Source organism: Mucilaginibacter sp., from assembly GCF_039925265.1.
In the GTDB taxonomy this organism is placed as follows: Bacteria; Bacteroidota; Bacteroidia; order Sphingobacteriales; family Sphingobacteriaceae; genus Mucilaginibacter.
Map to the genome: position 1 here is coordinate 25,773 of NZ_JBDSZG010000050.1, position 20,021 is coordinate 45,793.

Consider the following 20,021-nt stretch of genomic DNA (forward strand, 5'->3'; position numbering starts at 1 on the left):
CAGGATTGATCATTTTTCAAGATCAATATATGTTTCTTTACCTCACAAAAGTAATTAATCTTAAAACAAGAAATATGATCGTAGTAACCGGTGCAACAGGAAATTTAGGTAAAGCCACAATTGATTCATTATTATCCAAGGGCGTGTCTCCGGAGCATATCATCGCGTTGGTAAGGGATGAAACAAAGTCGACAGAATTAAGGTCAAAAGGCCTGCAAATCAAACTGGGCGACTATCAGGATCATGAGTCTTTATTAAGTGCATTCAAGGGTGCAGATAAATTGCTGCTGGTGTCTTCGTCATCAGATATCAGCAAGCGTTTTGAGCAGCACAAAAATGCCATCGATGCCGCGAGGGAAGCGGGAGTTGGCCACGTTATCTATACGAGCTTTGACTTAATTGACCTGAGGCAAAGTATCATGGGTGAAGAGGTACGGTATCATGCTTATACGGGAGATTATTTGAAGCAAACAGGTATTGCCTATACTTTAATGAACAATACCATGTATGCAGATATGATTCCTTTTCTTATTGGAAAGGATATTTTGAATAATGGAATTTCCATTCCTGCCAAAGACGGCAAGACTCCTTTTTTGCCCATAAAAGAAATGGCTGAAGCGAATGCTGTGGTATTGATTGATCCGGGTCATGAAAATAAGGAATATACAATCGCTGCTGAAACAGCCTTTTCGTTCGCGGAGATTACAAATATGATATCAGACATCACCGGAAAAGCCCTAATATATCACCAGCCTAACGAACAATCTTACCGGGAACAGCTTATACAGGACGGCGTTTCCAAAGATGATGCAGCGTACATTGCGCGGTTCAGTGGGGCTATTGCTGGCGGTGAATTTGATACTGGTAAAAGTGATGTGAAACAATTAATAGGTAGAAGTCCTGTAAATTTAAAGAACTATTTGACGACCGTATACGGAATATTTAAGTAGAACTATTAATAAGAATTGTCGAAAAAGTTGATTCGAAAATTTGACCGTAGACAATTCTTGTTAAAGTTGACTACAGACGGACAGGTAATTCAATTCTCGCTTATGCGGCTCTTTAACTTACAGAGGATTTCCAATAAGAGAATGCTCCTAGTAGGGCTTGTGTCCGTCTATATATTATATTGATTTTAAGTTAAATAGAAATTTTTAACTCTTAGGTAGTCCTACAGGGTACCAAACATTGATTTTTATCCGACATAATTACTTGTCTATCAATATATTAATAATAAACCACAGGGCATTTATCTACTTAATTAATTATTTACTAGCTAAAAAAATCAATATAGGGCAATCATAATTTGTTACTTTTTCCTAAAAAAAAGGTAACAAATCAAAGAAAATAGTGTTACCTTTATATTATAAATAGGTAACTATGAGCAGCGCATCCTTACAAATTGAGCAGGAAATCAAACACAAACGCAAAGGTGATCTGATCTTTCCAACAGACTTTAGGGGCATCGGAACTGAAGGTGCCATAAAAATGGCATTAACGAGGCTAAACAAAGAAGGTATTATACAGCGTTTAGGGCATGGAATTTATTTACTTCCGAAAACCGATCCGGTTTTCGGGAAGATTTCTCCAGCGCCAGAGGAGATCGCAAATGCGATTGCAAAAAGGGACAAAATAAAGATCAAACCAGCCGGAGCCTATGCTTTACATAAACTGGGCTTAACCACGCAGGTGCCAACCAAGTTGGTTTATTTGACCAACGGCCCCTCCAAGGAGATCAAGATCGGGAAGACAACGATCAAGTTCAAGGCGACTACTCAAAAAAAGCTGGCTATGCAGGGAAAATATAGTAGCCTTATCGTGCAAGCACTTGGAGAGTTAGGCGCTGAAAATATCGACACCAATACGGAAAAAAGATTGAAAGAATTGCTTTTGCTGGAAGATCCTAAAATACTCAAAGAAGATTTGAAATTAGCTACAGGCAAAATAAATGATTACTTGATCAAATTAATATAAGTGTATGATAGGTTGGTTAAAATTGACGGACGCCCAGCGTAAAACGAGTATAGACCAGGCTTCACTGGCCAGCGGAATAGGCACAAAGGCCATTGAAAAAGATTGGTGGGTAACGCTGACCCTAAAAGCATTATTTGCAACGGAATACGCCGATTCCCTTATATTCAAAGGGGGTACATCATTGAGTAAGTGCTGGAAGCTGATAGAGCGCTTTTCCGAAGACATTGATATCGCGCTGGATCCCAAAGTTGTCGGCATGGAATACGCTGATAACCCAAGTCGAGGTTACCTGGGTAACTTAAAAAAGCGGGGCTGTAAGTTTACAAGCACACTGCTTAAAGACGCTTTGGAGCAGCAATTCAAGAAAATTGGTATTCCGGAAGGTACTTTGACGATCATACCGGAAGATGTAGAGCCTACGATGACTGATAAAGACCCTCAGACTTTGTTTGTAAGATACATCTCCTTGTATGATCCGAATCCATACCTCGCTGATGAGGTAAAAATAGAGGTGGGTATCCGATCAAAACTTGAACCTTATTCCAAAGTAGCCATTCATTCTATATTGAATGAGGTATATCCTAATGAGGCCTACGCTGAAGAACCGTTCCTGGTGCAATCTGTGGAACCTCATAAAACATTTTTAGAGAAGGCCTTTCTTTTACATGAGGAGTTTAAAAAGCCCGATCCCGCTAAGATCAGAACTGGTCGCATGTCCCGTCATTTCTATGATCTGGAAAGGATGATGGATACCGCGACCGGTAAAAAGGCACTGGAATCAAAAGAACTGTACCTGACCATCGTATCGCATCGGGAAAAATATAACACGATGAAAGACTTAGATTACGCAAGCCTGGGGACACAAACGATAGATTTTACGCCACCCGATGATCTGATGGCGGCATATCAAAGCGACTATGAAACAATGAGGGAGCAAATGATCTATGGTGACTCATTAGAGCCGGTTCAATTATTTGATCGGATAAAAGATTTACTGGGAAGGTTCAGGGGAATACACTTCTAAACCGAAAGATGTTACCACTTACTGATCACCTTAAAATAAGATAATTTTAAGGTGTACCACTAATTTGGCGTCAAACACAATTTAATGCGCCTAGTAGGGCTCGAACCAGGGACCATAATTGAAAAAGTTGCGTTTAAAGCTCAAAAACCGTATTTTTACTAAAGTTAGAGAGGTGAAACCCCAAAGCGGCTACCAAGCCTTTTGTGAACCTCGTAAACGATTGAAAATCAGTTAGAAATAGAGATAAGAGTGTAGCCCAGGTGGGCGCACCCAAGTGGAAATTCTCCACCCCCGAAAACCCTCTAAATCACTGATTTAGAGGGTTTTTTATTTTATTCCAACCCTTTTCAATCCTTACGAATACACACTTTGGAACACCAATCCGGCACCCTGAAATTTGTTTTTTGTTTTAGGGGTTAATGTACTGTTAAACAGTGATTAAATCTTTAAAAAAGTATTAAAAAGACTCAGATAGACTGTAATTAAATTCTTTCCTGCGCCCTTTTTGCGCCCTGAAAAATGACGGTTTCAGGCGGTAATTAAATTATTTATTCATTTAAAAACTGTTAAAAGATGAAAACATCGCAGTCATTTGGTGTGCACTTCACCATCAAAAAAGAAAAGGCAAAAGATGGCACGACCAACGTTTACGTATCCGTAACAAGACTACACCAGATAGGTATGAATAGACTGATCGGGGAAATTAGTGAAGACTTTGATATATACGGCCTTATAGGCGAATCAATGAAACATTTTTTTACCAACGTATTGGAACAGTGTTTTGCCAATTGGTATCTTGCATCGGCTATCGGAACATCTTCTATTGTCCGTATGAGCCAAACCCGGCGTTGTTAATAAGGACATTACCAAAACTTTTACCCCAAGTTGCTAAATATCACGCATTTTATCAACCCTGCGGGCGGCACCGTATACAATGTGACCATCTTTTAACAGTTCTTCAGCAAATGCTTTGCCCATACCAGCTGAGGCACCCGTTATCAATATTACTTTTTTCATTTTCTTTGTTTTTGATATGAAACAAAGGTCGGGTATAAATGGCGGGGTAGGTTTGCTGTGGGGTCCAAATATGCTTTGGTGAGAAGTTCAGGAATTGGGGAATCTTCAATCGAAAGCAGCCTTTACACTAAAAAAAAAGAAAAACGTTCGCAAGTAACGCTGTACTTGCGAACGTAGCTCCCCGGACTAATAAAAGCATTAAAAAAGGACGTTAATCGATATCCTGATCAGGCCTTCACCTAACTTCTCATTTCTGTATGTAATCCTTATATCCCAGCGTATGATATCTTTCCTCCATTGGATATTCCGCTGAAATTGACCATTGATTCATAGGTAAAGCCCACAATCTCAAATTCATTATAAATTGGTTCTCCCCGATTCCTGCCAACTTAATGGTTCGAGCCCAGTCAGGGGAGCAGATATAGCCAGACACATATGTATCTGGCTATTCTTTTAGAACGTTACAAAATTATTTGTCTCATTTACCAGTTGCAATAAGTTACCAACTTTATTGGCTCTACAATTATGGTAGCTATTCGCTAATGCTTCGAGTATTAATGGCACATCCGCATCAATTGTAAAAGCATTAACAAAACCACAGCGAATATTCGCCAGGTAAACTTGTAGCTGGTTTCGGGGTATTGTCGCTCCCTGATGATGTTTAAGTTTTTAGGCGAAATGCCGGGTGGTTGGTTTTGTTTGTTTTGGGGAGGACAATTCGCCGCTATCGGTTTTTTCACCCATTGTTTTTGTTCATCATCGTACAAATCATGGTTTACCAGTTGCCTGTGACTGTTCCAGTTTTTTCTTTCAACTAATTGCCCGTTTAAATAACGGACTTCTCCTTCTTTATCGCCGTTTTCAAACCATGACGATGATGTGGTGCCATCAACATATTTTCCATTACTGAAAAACTGACTGGATTGTTTTTGTCCGTTTTTATGATAATATATCAACTCGCCATCGATATGGCCAGTTTCACCATAAGGTTGTAAAGCGTGGATGTTCCCGGAAGTGTCGTAATATCTCCAAACGCCGGCATTTTTACCATTGCTGTAAAAACGTTCGTATTTTAATTGCCCATTTTCATACCATTCTGCCGATTTTCCCTCTATCCTATCATTTATATAAAACGCCTCGTGTTTTAACTTCCTATCTTCATAATATTCCCTGACGAGGCCATTTTTAATGAACTGGTGCAAAGGGCTGTTAGGATTTTTTAACTTCTCAGTAACGTAAGTATCTTTTTCATCCCAATTTTCTAAGAGATCTGCAATTTGCCAAGGATAAAGTAATGTGGCTAATTTTTCAGCATCAAACTCCATTTCTTCAGACGATGCAGGTAAATAGGTTATTAAAGCCATCGATGGATATATCCCTAATTTTTGATAAGCCAGTAATTTGTGGTGTCCATCAATTATAAAATAGGATGAATGCAAATCTAATTGATAACAAGAGGCTTGCATTATAATTACAAACGGAAGTTCGCCCGCCGAAATTTGTTGTTCAAAATGGTTGACGCGGTTCTGGTCTATACAAGTATCAGGCTGTGTTGCAAAAAAACAATGCGATGCATCGTATAAATTATGAGTTGTATAATCTAAAATGTCGGAGGCATAAAATTTCTTTGTAATGGCATTTTCCTCCAAAAAAGTTTGATGCTTTTGTTTTACATCTTCGAGTTTATCTATGCTTATTGCATCTGTAAAAGCCAATTCAAGCGGGTAATAATGAACTTCAGCATAATTATCTCTTGAAGTTTGATACTGAAAAATGTTTTCTTTTGAAAAATTTAAACTGTATTCACCGTTTTTAAATAGAGAAAACAAAGGCCCAAGTAGGTCGTACAATTCTTCAATATTATTAGAGAAATCTTCGTTAAGATTTGCTAATAGTTTATTTCTTAACTCATCGCGATAAGCTTGACTGTAAGGTAAAAGACAGAAGTATTTGCCAACTGAACCTCGATTATCATTCCATACCAATGATAAAGGGTAGTCGAACCTAAAATAACTCCCTATATCACTTAATCCAATTGAAATATGATTGGATCCATTTTCAACTTTAAATTTCATTTAACAACTTACACGAGTTTATCAAAGATAGAAAATAGATTTAGGAGCTGTGTTTGTATCATTTGTCTTTAATAATAATTTCTGCTATCTGATTCTAGAATCCAGTTGTTTCCCCTATCGGTAGATTTAATAGTCGTATCACCGTTATCTGTGTTTATGCGAACTGATGAGAAGGCCGCGGATTTAAATCCGTCGATAAAAGATGGGGGGATCAAAAGACATTTGCCTGGTTAGACAATGATAGAAGACTATGCAGAAATACGAACTCCTGATGGGATTTACCTAAAAATATGGGTAAAATATCCGCCATAATATCGTTATTGAACAAAATTCAAACATGGTCTAAGTAAAATGGATATTTACTGATCAATAATACCATTAGCTAAAGTACTGGTTAAAAATGCTGCTAATTCTCTCCCAGCGTGACCATTCATTTACCGGATACTCTTGTTTAATATCGTAAATCACGTCTTAGTGATTGTATGGTTACGCTAAACTGATTAGTTATTTGTTTGACCAATAGATCATCCATCACAGTTTTTTGTTATTTTTATGATGTCAAATACATCGACAATATGACAAAACACTTATCATGTATCGTTATCGACGATGACCCGCTTGATCGGTTGGCTGTAGAAACAGAAATCCTGAATTATGTCGGGTTTAAATTGATCGGCAGTTTTGATAATTGTATGGAAGCCCTAAGCTTTTATGATGTACACATGCCCGATGTGCTTTTTGTAGATATTGATATGCCGGAAGTAAACGGGCTCGACTTTATACGGTCAATAAACCAATTTAATTCTGTCAACGTTATTATATCCTCGCATCCCGAATATGCTTTGCAGGGCTTTCAGTTAAAAGTTTTTGATTTTATTTTGAAGCCTTTAGAGAGCGGCCGCTTTGATAGTACGATACGCCGTTTAAAAGATTTTTTACAACTAAAAGAAAAAGCTCAGGCTTATGATGTACTTTTTGAGAACGAAAAGGTGATATTTAAAGACGGCCACAACCTGGTTAACATAAACGCTAATGAGATTCTTTATTTAGAAGCCTATGGCGATTATACTAAAATAGTAACCGAAAAAAAATCACACCTAACGTTAACCACACTATCTAACTTCATGGAGTCACTACCGACGGGTAAGTTTATGCGTATACACCGTAGCTATGTTATTGCATTGAACAAAGTGAATAGCTTCAATGTAAAAACCATAGGGATTGGTATTGATATACTACCCGTTGGCAAAACTTATCTTCGGGAAGCAAAACACGCTTTTAAAGTTAAACCGTATGCATAAACGTTTGCTATTACCTTTTTTCATCTTGCTTACATCTGTTTGCCTTGGGCAGGCCGATAAACGAATGGAAGCCTTGAACCAAAAAAAGAAACTTTGCGAAACTATTATAGCTACGTCGACCGGTAAAAGTGAAACGTTTGATGAACTGATAAAAACCGGCGAGGATGGCCTGAAACTCACAAAACCAGGTGATCACCAGTTTCGATTTTTTTTCAATCAGTCTATTGGTGTTGGTTATTACTATAAGCAAAATTTTAACGAAGCAAAAAACCACTTCGAACTGGCCGTTAGCGAAAGCGTAGCGGCAGGGTTTATTGAGCAAAGCCTGAAACCGTTAGGTAACCTGGTCTTTATTTATCATTACCTGGGCATGCGGGATAAAGCCGATAATGCCGCACAAAAATTAAAGCAAATTGCCGAAAGTACAGATACGCTTAAAACCAAAGGCGATATTTATTATAACCTGGGGATGTATAACCTGCAGCAAAAGTTTTATTATGGTATAGCGCTTAATAATTTCTTAAAGAGCATTGCCTTGTCAAAAGCTTTTGCTGATACCACTCACATTATCAAAAAGAAGCTGGACCAGGGGGCAAAATTAGCTATGGTGGCCGAGATATATTTATACCTGAAACAGCCCGAAAAAGCTTTGCAATATCTTGATGAAGCACGCCCTACTTTAGGCCTTTCGGTTATATACGATGTAGGCGCGTACGGTAAATTTGTGCGGACCTACTCGCAACTTAACGATCAAAAAAATGCACTAAAATATTATAACAAGCTGCATGAGGCGGCAGGCAAAACACCCGGAAAATGGTCTGAACTGGTATCATCTAACCTGGAGATGGCTAATTTAGCCTTAAAGCACAAAGACTTTAAACAGGCTAAAACCTTTATAGATAAGGCTGACAAGCAGGCCAAACTGGGCACAAACAATGATATGATCGTATCTGCAGTGAGTATTTTGTACGGCGACTATTACATGCAGCTCGACAATATCCTTACAGCCGAAAAATATTATAAAATGGCCGAATATGGCTCTATGCATTTCAACAAGGAGCAATATGCCGATCTACTACAAAAGCTTACCGATGCAGAAATGAAGGTGGGTAAGGCAGCGGATGCTGCCAGTTATTTCAAAAAATACATCACTATTGCCGACTCTTTGAATCAACGTAAGATCTCGTTAAACCTGGCAGAAATGGAAGCCGTATTTCAAAACGGAATGAAGCAAAAACAGATTGGCTCGCTTAACAAAGAGAATAATATAAAAAGCCTGCAATTGAAGCAGGAAATTACCACCCGATGGATGCTGGTTGGTTTAGCCACGCTGCTATTAATTGCATTAACGGCCATTTATCTTAACTACAGGAACAAGCAAAAGGCCAATATGCTGCTTGACCAAAAGAATGGTGAGTTAGATACTTTAAACGCGCAGCTTACCGGCGCTAACCAAACCAAAGCCAAGCTCTTTAGTATCATATCGCACGATTTGCGTAGCCCGATCAGTCAGTTATTTACTTTTTTAAAGCTGCAACAGGTAACACCGGATGCCATTACACCCGACCAAAAAGACCTGCATCAAAAAAAACTAATGCAATCATCATCCGACTTATTGGAAACGATGGAGGATTTGCTGCTCTGGTCTAAAAGTCAGATGGATAATTTTGAACTGGATATAGACAATATTGATATTAATGACTTATTTAATGAAGCTACGCTGATGGTAAAAGGCCAGGCAGCCGATAAACAGCTTGAAATTAAAAAAGGCGACATTGGCTTCCTACAGCTAAAAAGCGACCAAAACCTACTGGTAATTATACTGCGTAACCTATTGCAAAACGCAATTAATAATGCTTACACCAATACTGTGATAATTTTAACCGCCGGCAAAACCGTAAATGGCAAATTTTACCTATCGGTAACTAACCAGGCAGATGTTATCCCTATTGAACGGATAGAAGAACTGATTAATACCGTAAACATCAAAAGCAAATCTTCGGGCTATGGCCTGCTGATAGTGAAAGAGTTATTGCAAAAGCTGAACGCCAATTTAAACATTAGCAGTACTGCCGAAGGCACGATTATGCAAATCGTTTTCGCGTAAATTCTTCCGTTCACCGATTATTTTAATCCGTTCATAGATTATTAACCGATAGTTAAACAGGGTACACCTAAGTTTAAGTCATAATCTCACCGTTATGAAAAACTTATTAAAAACCACACAACTGCCCGGCCTGAGTCTATCCGCCTTATTTTTTTTATTATCCTGCGGTGGTAATACCCCAAAACAAACATCGGGTAACAATCCGGGTACGGGTACGGCAACAGCAAACTCAACAACCGAATATTTCTCCGTCAAAATTGACGGCAAATTATGGGAAGCTTTTCCGGATAAGGAATACAAAACCTATAATGTAAGTTACCACGAGCTTGGCAAGCAACTTTTAATATTTACTGAAGCTAACGACGGCTCACGGATAGATCTCTCCTTCCACTCTGCTACAGGACTAAAACCCGGCAATTATCCATCAACCCGTAATGATAATGGTATACAAAGCGGCGTATTTTATTACCCCACCGCCAAAAGCTCCGACAGGGAGATGGCAAGTACCACAGCCGATGATCCGGTGCAGGGAAATACCGTGCAAATAATCAAAATAGATAAGACAGACAAGAAGGCCTACATTATTGAAGGCACTTTTTCGCCTGTGTTGCACGCCCTGTACGAAACTAATCCTCAACAAAAATCTCAATTAACGGCGGGTAAGTTCAGGGTGGTGTATCACCCTGACTCCATGCATCCTGGGTTTTAGTTTTCAACTTCTCTTCTACAATTATATACAGTGGTTAGTCGGTTACAAAAGCGGAACACGACTAAGCCATTTACATTCAGTAATCATAACCTACCACTACCATGAAAAAACATCACCTACTTGTTGTATTATTAACATTTATTACCCTCATGTATTCCTGTTCAAAAGACGGCCTTGTTGGGCCTGAAGGGCCAGCCGGCCCCGATGGCGCAACAGGTGCCGCGGGCCCCGTTGGCGCGGCCGGTGCCGATGGCAGTATTATTTATAGCGGAACAACCGCACCTGCTCTTGCCACCGGCAAAGCAGGCGACTACTTTTTAAACCGCAGCACCGGCCAATTGTATGGCCCTAAAGTTGCCGCCGGCTGGGGTAATCCAATAAACCTGATAGGTACAAATGGCACTAACGGAACAAATGGCGCTAATGGAACCGACGGCACCGATGGTGAAAACGGAAGCACCACGCTTAGTGGCAGTGGAGCACCGTCATCCGGTATAGGTATAATTGGCGATTACTATCTCGACAAAACAAACTACATGCTGTACGGCCCCAAATCAAATACAGGTTGGGATATCCCGATCTTATTACGTGGTGCTAATGGTGCGCAGGGCCCGGCTGGCGCTGCCGGTAAGGATGGCAGTATAATTTACAGCGGCTTCGGTGCGCCTGTAGCCAATATTGGCAGCAATGGCGACTATTATCTTGACCGTAACACGGGCCAGTTGTATGGCCCCAAAACCAATACAGGTTGGGGAACACCTATTGTACTGAAAGGCACCGATGGCACTGATGGCGCCGTTGGATCTAACGGACAGGATGGTACAAATGGGCAAAACGGCACTAACGGAATAAATGGCACTAATGGTAGCGTAACTCTTAGCGGTAACGGCGCCCCGGCAACAAATATCGGCGTCAACGGCGATTACTATTTAGACAAACAAAACTACCTGCTTTACGGCCCTAAAGTGGCTGCAGGATGGGGCGTACCAATTTTACTTCGCGGTGCGGATGGTGCGCAGGGGCCGGCCGGCCCGGCAGGTGCTGATGGCACAGTTATATATAGCGGCGACTATGACCCTGCACCTGCATTAGGTAAGATTGGCGATTTTTACTTTGCCAAGATGGCTAAAATGATGTTTGGGCCTAAAATAGCGACGGGTTGGGGTATGGGCGTAAGTTTAGTAGGTGCCAATGGTGCTAACGGCACGTCCGGATCTACCGTATTGAGTGGTTTTGGACCGCCGCCTACGTTTGAAGAAACAGGGAAGCCGGGAGATTTCTATATTAACACCGACACCTACGAAATATATGGCCCTAAAGTAGGCAGCAACTGGGGCAGCCCGACATCATTAAAAGGTGCAGATGGGAATGCAAACATCAAATCATTTGAAACCAGTGCGCAAAGCACATTTATCTGGGCTTATGGCGGGTTTGATGATTTTACAAGTACCTCGTTCGCTTACCTGCGGATGAACCGTAACATCACCCCTAATGATACCACAACGCTTTACACTATACCCGGCACAGCTTTAGGAGTAAATAAAAGCGGCCTGATAATGGTGTATTTACATAACCCCGTATCAGCTAACTGGTATCAGTTGGCATATACCACAAACACAGGCGACAAGCAACAAAACTACACCTATCAACTTAATACAGCGGGTACCGACGGCATAGTGCGTATTAACGTACAATACGGACCAAGCGCGGCGGCATTTTTAAATGTGGACAAGGTACGTATAGTGGTGGCACCGGCAAGCAGCTTACAAACGTTAAGCGCAGGCCGGCAAGCTAACCGCCAAAGCATGGAGCAACTGATGCAGCAGTATCGGTTAAAGGATAGTGATTTCGTCATATTAAAGTGATCTTAATTTTTGGTAGCAGGCACCGCCTGCTGCTTTTTACCATCACTTTATAAAACAATTAATATGAAACGTATATCACTATTTATCCCGTTGATGCTGCTTATAAGTTTGCTGTGCCCTGTTGCATTTGCACAGGATGTTAGCGATTTGGCCGCTCAAAAACCCTTTTTCATTAATGGCTCGATAGGCTTAGGGTTGGGTAGTTACAATGTGCAGGGTATTCCAGCACGGCAGCGCAACTTCTCGTATATTTTTAATGGAGCGCCGGCTATATCTATTTATGGGGTTAGTTTCCCGTTCAGCATTGTGGTGAGCGATCAGGAACGCAGCTACACACAGCCGTTTAATCAATATGGCATTAGCCCCACCTATAAATGGGCTACGGTGCACGCCGGCTGGCGGAGTTTAGAATTTTCGCCTTTTACACTTGCGGGGCATAACTTTTTAGGCGGCGGCGTTGAATTAAACCCGGGCAAGCTAAGGTTTGGTTTTATGTATGGCCAATTTAACAAAGCTATTGAAGAAGACCCTTTACAGCCCCTGGCCCTGGCGCAGCAACCATCATACCGCCGGACAGGCTACAGTATTAAACTGGGCCTGGGTACCGAGCGTAACCACTTTGATATCATTTATCTGAAAGCAAAAGATGATATCAACTCCCTGAATGTAAAACCTATTTCAGGCATACTTGACCCGGCTGAAAATATGGTGCTGGGTATATCAACCCGCTTTAGCTTTTTAAAGCATTTTGTGTTTGATGCCGATGCTTCGGGCAGTATTTATACCCGGAACTTACTCTCGGACACGGCAGGTAAGCTTGAATTGGGCCGGATAGGTTTTATTCGCGATCTGATCACACTGAATGCGTCAACTCAGCTGTTGACCGCCGTACAAACCAGCATCGCTTACAACCAAAAAATCTATAACATCAAACTAAAATACCGCCGGATAGATCCTGATTATAAAAGTATGGGGGCTTACTATTTTGAAACAGACGCGCAGAGCTATACCGTTGAGGGCGCCTTAAGGTTAATACAGGGGCAGATGCAGTTAAGCGGTAGTTTTGGTTTACAAAACGATAATTTACTAAAAGATAAGGCCTATCAATCCAACCGAAAAATAGGGTCATTCAATATATCGTACAACAAACCTGATTATGGTATTGATCTTAGGTACAGCAACTTTGGCATTACGCAGGACAGGGGGCTTAACCCAATTATAGATCAATTCAGGGTTGCGCGCACTAACCATAATGTAAGTGCAATACTACGTTATAACGTAAACGGCGAAACTATCACCCACGGCTTCGTGCTGGTAGGTAACCTGCAATCGTTGGTTGATCTTAACTCATTTACTGCGCCTAACAGTAAATCGAACAGCAAAACGGGGAATTTCTCTTACCAGCTTAGCTTTCCAAAAAAGGCCTTTGGCATAAACGCAAATATGAATTATACTATTGCCGATGTGGCTTTTGGCCGCACCATATTTTACGGCCCAACGCTTGGGTTAAATAAAACAGAAGGGAGGTTTGGCTTTAGTGGTTCGGTAAGTTACCAGTTGCAGCGCAACAATAATATTGATGCCGGCAATATTTTCAATACCAACGCAACCACATCTTACCGCTTTGGCAAACGCGATGCTGCTAACCTGACACTCAATTATTTAAAAAGCAACTCGAATGATGTCACTCTACCCTCTTTTAACGAGGTGCGTACCAACCTGGGGTTAGTTCATTCCTTTTAAATTTTAATAGCTACCGTTATGAAAAGTATTTATCTATCTATAAAAAAATTAAAAGGGGCACTGATCTTACTTGTCGTGTTCTTTTTATTGCACGGCGCAAGCCTATATGGCCAAACCGTTAATATTGTTTTAAACGTATTGCCGCCCTACTCACCTTATTATTCTGATTATTCGGGGCCAAACGCATCAAAAGTATTGCTAATGCTGCAAAACTTGTCCACCACTCCCATTAGCATTAAATTGGTTGGTCAATTAGAAGGGGACAATGGTATCCGCTTAACTACCAAATCAAATTATGTACCGCTAAGTCCTATCAACCTTGGGCCAAATGAGAGCAAGCAACTAAACGGCCTGGCTTTACCCGATATTTTCGACCTCAACACGCTCAATGTTTATGGCGTTGATAAAAGTCGCCTGGTTTATACATCACGCTTACCCGAAGGGAATTATAGCCTTTGTATACAGGCCGTAGATATGAAAACAAACAAAGTGCTGTCATCCACAGCGCCGCTGGGATGTACCAATATCGCCATTGCCTACCCCGAAGCACCTATTTTGTTGGGCCCTATGCCCGATAAAATATTTCAAAACGCTACCAACGCTCCGCAAGTTATTCCATTTGTGTGGGCCAACGCCGGATATGCCCCACCCGCCACGCAATACATTTTACAAGTGGCCGAAATGCCGGATGTGGCTACCAACCCCAACCAGGTGCTTAATGCTACCTCTTTCCCGCTGATTAACAAAACACTGAGTACCCAAACCTACATACTTAGCGCCATGGACCCACCACTTAAACTGAACAAACGCTACGCCTGGCGTGTAAAAGCATTTGACGCAGCCGGCAAAGTGGTATTTAAAAACAATGGCGTAAGCCCTGCAAGCATCTTCACTTATAAAGGGCCGGAGGTATTGCTACCTGCGCCAAACATAACCGCGCCACTGGCAAACGCCAGTTTTATGCAACTAAAAGGGTTGCTTACACCTACGCAGCCAAACATCAGTTTTGCATGGGATGGGGCGGCGCCGGCTGCAGGGTTGGTTAGATACGGTATAAAAATTGGTAAAATAACCAATGATACTACTCCTCCACAACAGTTTTTAGATAACAATGTACAGATAGTTTTAAACGATACAACTACGGCGACAACTTATGATATAACCGGGCCTCCGGTATCAAACAGTAGTTTTGGCAAACAAAACTTTGGCGTATTAAACGGTGAGCACAGGGTAAAGCTGGATACCGGCGCTACTTATGCCGTGCAAATTACAGCTAAACTCCCAAAAGGATCGTTTGATAGATTTGCAAATTTAGGCCGAAGCGAAATTATCCTGTTTAAATATCTTCCGCTGCCAAAACCGGTGGTTGAAGCTACGCCAACCTACAGCACTATTACGGGTAAGTATACTTACCGGTATAAAGACGGTAACGAACAACCTAATATCATACCTTTCAGTTTTCCAAAAACAAGTAAAAAGGTATTAAATACAAGTACGTTGACTTACACCAATGAGTATAATTATGATGCCTTAATGCCGGAGTTTATCTGCGCCAATTTTTACAATAAGAAGAATGGGGACAGGCCGCTAAAAAATGCCCGGTTAAAATTAGTTTACACCGTGCTCACTACCACCGTAAGCGCGCCGTCCAAATATTCGGATTTCCACGCGATGAGTGACGAAGAGATCTTTAATTACTCGAATACTTCAGCACTGTTCGGTACACTTCAGGCCAAGGCCGATAGGGTGGTTAAAACCGTTACCACTGATGAAAATGGCAACTTTTCTATGTCGTTCCTTAACGATTATAAGTTGGGTTTACTGGATGCCAACAAAGTTGAGGATCAGAAAATGACAAAATCCTATGATAAATATGGTAAGGCTAAAGAGGTATATACCCCAACCGGCACCAGCACTACTACGTTTACCTATGGGGTAATGCGCATTGCCGTTGCCGAGCAGGAGTTTTGCAATTCGGATATAATCTTATTCCCGCAGCCCGGTAAAACAACTGTATTGCCCGAAGAGGTGATCCTGGTTTGGTCGCATAACCTGGAGATAACATTAAGATCGACAACTAAAATAGCCGATCAGGCACTGGAAAAAGGCACGGTTGTAGCAGGTTACCCGGTACGGTTAAATGCCACGTCCTGGAGTTATCCATTATCAACAAGCAGTTACCCGTACGAGGGTAAAATAGAAGATTATATCGCTTTAACGCCTGACGTACAGGGCCAGCCTGCTAAAGTAATAGACCTTGGTAAAACCGATGCTATGGGAAAGATCACCTTTTACAACCTTAGTTCGGCTAAAAAAATCGTACAGGCGCTTGATCAGAAATACGAAGGCAACCTGGCGTACGAATTGCAGGATGCCTTACTGTACGATGATTCAGGAGTTAAGAAGGATATGGGTTTCCAGTACGATGGTAATTTTTCTACCGATAAGCTAAATTCAACCTGCTATGTCGGTACGTCCAAAAAAGAGATCATACTAACACCTAAAAAACCTGAAATATACTTACGCGCTTTGGCTGTACAAAATGGTGTAAGCAAAGGCATAGCTGGGGCAAAAGTTACCATTACCGAATATTTAAATGATAGTTGGATAGCATCGCTGTTCGCTAAAGTAACTACAGTGCCCACCGATGAGAATGGATACGTGCATTTGAAAGATCTGGCCGTTAATACCGAGTTACAAGGCAGCGAGGTAAAAGTAACTGGCCCGCTGCGCACCATTGTAATATCCAAACCGGGTTATGTTGATAAAATAGTATCCACCAAACAAAAAATATTATTTGGCGAACGCTACCCCGCGCAAGTTGAGCAGGTAATGGTAGGTTCGGGCAAGATAGTTGGGCACGTGGTGAACGAAAAAGGTGAACCTGTAATCTGCAACGTGCGTGTTGGCAATGGCCCTTACATAAAAACGGCGAGTAATGGCTGGTACAGCATTGAAAATTGCGAGGCAGGCAGCAACGCTTACGTACAAATAGAACCCGCCGTTGACAATTATTTTAGAGAGGCATTTTACGCGAACATAAAATTCAACGAGTACACACTGGTTGGCAATGTTGCCGGCGACGGGACAGGCCTAACCATTGTTAAAGAGAAGCTACACCGCGTACAGTTTAAAATTGTTGATGAGTACGGCAAACCCGTACCGCAAAGCACAACCATTGTAACCAGTAATAACCAAACGCCCTACCCAAGCAACCAATTGGGCTTAACATCTGCCATGGCGCTTGCCAGTCCAGATAACGAGTTTCACGTAATTATTACGGCAAACGGCTTTGTTAGCTACGATGACTACATAGAGATACCAATAGCTAAAACAGCTTCGGTAGTGCCTATTACTATGAAGAAAGGCCAGGTGTTTAGCGGCTATGTTTATGATAAGGTTACTAAAAAGCCGGTAGCAAACGCCCGGGTTTACAGTGTTAGCGGCAGTAACGGCGATGGCGAGATCCAAAACGAAACTTATACCGACAATACCGGCCATTACAATTTACCAGGCGTAATAAACGCGGGCACTTACATGCAAATGTATGATGCCTACCTGCAATATCCATCTAAAATTTACGCGGTTAAAAGTGGCGCTCCCGGCTACATCCGCGACATGCAGGACGTGCAGGGACTTAACGGCGCAGGTACGGCAACCTTTTACCTGGCACCGCTAAATGCCAGCGCAAAAATATGGGGACTTGACGTAGAGCTTAATGAACCGCCACACTTAACGGCGGGCAGCATAAAAATAAGTGGCTCGTTTGTGAAGCTTCCGGCAAATGCGAACTTTAAAACCACTATTGCAAACGCGCGGTTGCCATTTACCGACCTGGAAGTTAAAATAGCTAACAGTGGTGGTGGCTTACTTGCTACAGAGCAAACTATTAAACCTGTAGCAAGTTCCATCCAGCTACAGCGGTCATCGTTTAATGTAACAGCGTTTGACCAATACGCTTGCGAGATATTGGGTACAGATGTGCAATATCAATACCAGCCGCTGACAATCACTAACAATAATGGCTCGGGCACGTTAAACGGTTACCTCACATCCGAACTGGGATCATTTAACTTCAGTTATAATTATACAGGCAAATTCCAGCTGAAAGATTACATACGCACGCCCGGCAAAGTACCGGGGCCATTACCAATAATGGCAGCCAACAATAGTTATGTGGCAAAAACCAAGTTTGGTGTAACGCCGCTTTATGGGAAAAGCAGGTTCTCTATTCATAACTTTGCAGCTACGCTTTCACCGGGTGGATCATATTTTGAGAAGGCAGGCTTTAACCTGGCTTCTGATATCAAATTGCAGATTCCGTTGGTTGGCGTCAGCACCTTGCCAGCCGGTTTCATCAGGGTATCGCCAAATAATATTGTTTGGCAGGAATACGATGGTAATATCAATCTGCCGCTGGAAACCTGGGCAGTTAACGGTACCGGATTGCGTTATGATGTTAACCAGGGCGGTTTCAGGGTAACCAATGGCTCGTTGCAAACTGATCTGCCAAATGTCCCGCTAAAGGATTTGATCATTATGCCAACAAGTATTGATCTTGGTGCCAATAGTTTAACAGGTAAGGAGGCCATAAGTCTTGGTGGCGTAACGCCGCTTAATTTAACGCCGGGCACAAAAATCACCTTGAATTATGATGCTGCCGCACCGTTTGATCAAAAGCCGCACTACCGCATTAACTTTACCAATACCAGTAAAACGGTTGCCAGCATTAACAACCTGCCTAACCTTGCCACAGGCGATAAGATAGACATCAATATGCTCAGCTCCTACAGCGATGGGCAGCATAGGCAGGTACTGGTAGATGCTGCAAAACATACCTATTACAACGTAATTGCCCAAACCATTAGCGGTATTGAGGTGGGTAAGGATTACTTTACGCTGGTAGGTAATACCGACCTGATGATACCTGGCGCCAATAGCAATGTAACCGGCAGATTCAGATTCTACAAAAACTTTTTCGATCCCAAAGCCGACCCTGCCACCGGCATTGTATGTGCTGTTGATAAATTACAAACCGACATTGAAATGCCGGGCAAAGTAAAATACAACGGGCAAAAATTTGAATTGGCTAAAGATCTTTTAAAGGTTACCGGCGAGGTGCTCATTTACAAAAACTCCATAGCCGATGCCATTCCACCTGTGCAGGGCATCATTACCAAAACCCCGGGCGCCACAAGCATGGCTATCCCCGAAGGACAACTGATAGCCATGGGCGGCTCCAGTAAAAAATTATACATTACCACCGGTGGTAATAAGGTGGAAGGCCCAAAATGGAATTTGCTGAAATTTACCGCCAAACCTGAAGGCTTTAACAATGCAGATTCAACTGGCAAAAGCGTTAGCGTGCTTAAGCCGGGTGCCGATTTGATTGACTTTGAGGTTAACGGTGCGGTTGCCAGTGTAAAAGGTGAAGCAATAGAGCTGCAGGGCATAACAACACCATTTGGCGACCTTGCACTTACGCTTGATTTTGAGCAAAAGATATTACAGGGAACGTTAAAAATTGAAGGTGCTAACATCGTTTTAGGGCCGGTTACCATTAACGATGGTTTAATAAATATGCAGATTGATGGCAAAGGTTTTATTATAGCCGGGGCCATTACCAATGCCAAGCTTACGCCATTACCAATTTTAGGCGTTATAAAAAGCGGCATAGCATTAGGCTTTTATGATGCAGCGCTGCCGCAGTACATGTATAACGATTTACTGAGTGTAACCCTATATAACGAACTGCCGCAGATAAATAATGGTTTAAAAGGCTTTTACGTAAACGTGATGAAATCACTAAGCAAAAAAGATTTGCCGCAACTGCCAGGCATGCCAATGGATATACCGGGATTAAACGCATTTACACCAAACTTCGATTTCTCGGCCGGTATCGATTTGCATACCTCTTTAAATATTAAAGATGGTGTAAAGGTTAATATAGGTGGTAAAGCATTTGCACAGGCAAGTTGTCTGTACAATTTTGAGCTCTGCTCGCTTGGCTTAGCCGGTGGGGCCGACGCTTATATCGATCTTACTTATACAGGCACCAACCTTGCGGGAGTTGTGGGTTTTGGCGTAAAAGCCAGCCTGATATATTGCGTTGGGCAGTTAGATCTTGGCCTTAATTTGGAACTTAAAAAAGAATTAGCAGAAGATTTTAAATTCCACGTACACTTAACAAAATAACACTTAACGCT

The 20,021-nt window shown here is 41.8% G+C and carries 12 protein-coding genes; 10 read left to right on the plus strand and 2 right to left on the minus strand.

The window, feature by feature from the left end:
- The first annotated feature begins 74 nt into the window (after nt 1–74).
- The 4 genes from ABIX36_RS22970 (at nt 75) to ABIX36_RS22985 (ending at nt 3,853) form a co-directional block, all read left to right on the plus strand.
- Entirely contained in the window at nt 75–950 is an 876-nt protein-coding gene (locus tag ABIX36_RS22970) for an SDR family oxidoreductase (protein WP_348084505.1), read from the plus strand.
- Between the two features lie 430 nt (nt 951–1,380).
- A complete protein-coding gene (locus tag ABIX36_RS22975) occupies nt 1,381–1,974 on the plus strand; it encodes a DUF6088 family protein (RefSeq protein WP_348084506.1) in 594 nt (197 codons plus the stop codon).
- A 4-nt stretch (nt 1,975–1,978) separates the two neighbouring features.
- Nucleotides 1,979–2,998, plus strand: coding sequence for a nucleotidyl transferase AbiEii/AbiGii toxin family protein (locus ABIX36_RS22980; RefSeq protein ID WP_348084507.1), 1,020 nt, complete (start codon nt 1,979–1,981; stop codon nt 2,996–2,998).
- 573 nt (nt 2,999–3,571) lie between these two features.
- Entirely contained in the window at nt 3,572–3,853 is a 282-nt protein-coding gene (locus ABIX36_RS22985) for a hypothetical protein (RefSeq protein WP_348084508.1), read from the plus strand.
- Nucleotides 3,854–3,886: 33 nt separating this feature from the next.
- Here ABIX36_RS22985 and ABIX36_RS22990 read toward each other — a convergent pair whose 3' ends face one another.
- A complete protein-coding gene (locus tag ABIX36_RS22990; RefSeq protein WP_348084509.1) occupies nt 3,887–4,015 on the minus strand; it encodes an SDR family NAD(P)-dependent oxidoreductase in 129 nt (42 codons plus the stop codon).
- Between the two features lie 554 nt (nt 4,016–4,569).
- Nucleotides 4,570–6,090 (minus strand): hypothetical protein, encoded by a 1,521-nt coding sequence (locus ABIX36_RS22995; protein ID WP_348084510.1) that lies wholly within the window; start codon nt 6,088–6,090, stop codon nt 4,570–4,572.
- 575 nt (nt 6,091–6,665) lie between these two features.
- Between ABIX36_RS22995 and ABIX36_RS23000 the strand changes: the two genes are divergently transcribed.
- The 6 genes from ABIX36_RS23000 to ABIX36_RS23025 all read left to right on the plus strand — a co-directional run bounded on the left by ABIX36_RS23000 (nt 6,666) and on the right by ABIX36_RS23025 (nt 20,010).
- Nucleotides 6,666–7,391, plus strand: coding sequence for a LytTR family DNA-binding domain-containing protein (locus tag ABIX36_RS23000; RefSeq protein ID WP_348084511.1), 726 nt, complete (start codon nt 6,666–6,668; stop codon nt 7,389–7,391).
- On the plus strand, nt 7,384–9,498 hold the full coding sequence (locus ABIX36_RS23005; RefSeq protein WP_348084512.1) for an ATP-binding protein: 2,115 nt from the start codon (nt 7,384–7,386) through the stop codon (nt 9,496–9,498). The genes ABIX36_RS23000 and ABIX36_RS23005 overlap by 8 nt, the downstream gene beginning before the upstream one ends.
- A gap of 94 nt (nt 9,499–9,592) precedes the next feature.
- On the plus strand, nt 9,593–10,207 hold the full coding sequence (locus ABIX36_RS23010; RefSeq protein WP_348084513.1) for a hypothetical protein: 615 nt from the start codon (nt 9,593–9,595) through the stop codon (nt 10,205–10,207).
- 101 nt (nt 10,208–10,308) lie between these two features.
- Nucleotides 10,309–12,072 (plus strand): hypothetical protein, encoded by a 1,764-nt coding sequence (locus ABIX36_RS23015; protein ID WP_348084514.1) that lies wholly within the window; start codon nt 10,309–10,311, stop codon nt 12,070–12,072.
- A 63-nt stretch (nt 12,073–12,135) separates the two neighbouring features.
- Nucleotides 12,136–13,815 carry a hypothetical protein gene (locus ABIX36_RS23020; RefSeq protein WP_348084515.1) on the plus strand — a complete coding sequence of 560 codons (1,680 nt, stop codon included), beginning with the start codon at nt 12,136–12,138 and terminating at the stop codon, nt 13,813–13,815.
- An 18-nt stretch (nt 13,816–13,833) separates the two neighbouring features.
- Nucleotides 13,834–20,010, plus strand: coding sequence for a hypothetical protein (locus ABIX36_RS23025; RefSeq protein WP_348084516.1), 6,177 nt, complete (start codon nt 13,834–13,836; stop codon nt 20,008–20,010).
- Nucleotides 20,011–20,021: the final 11 nt, after the last annotated feature.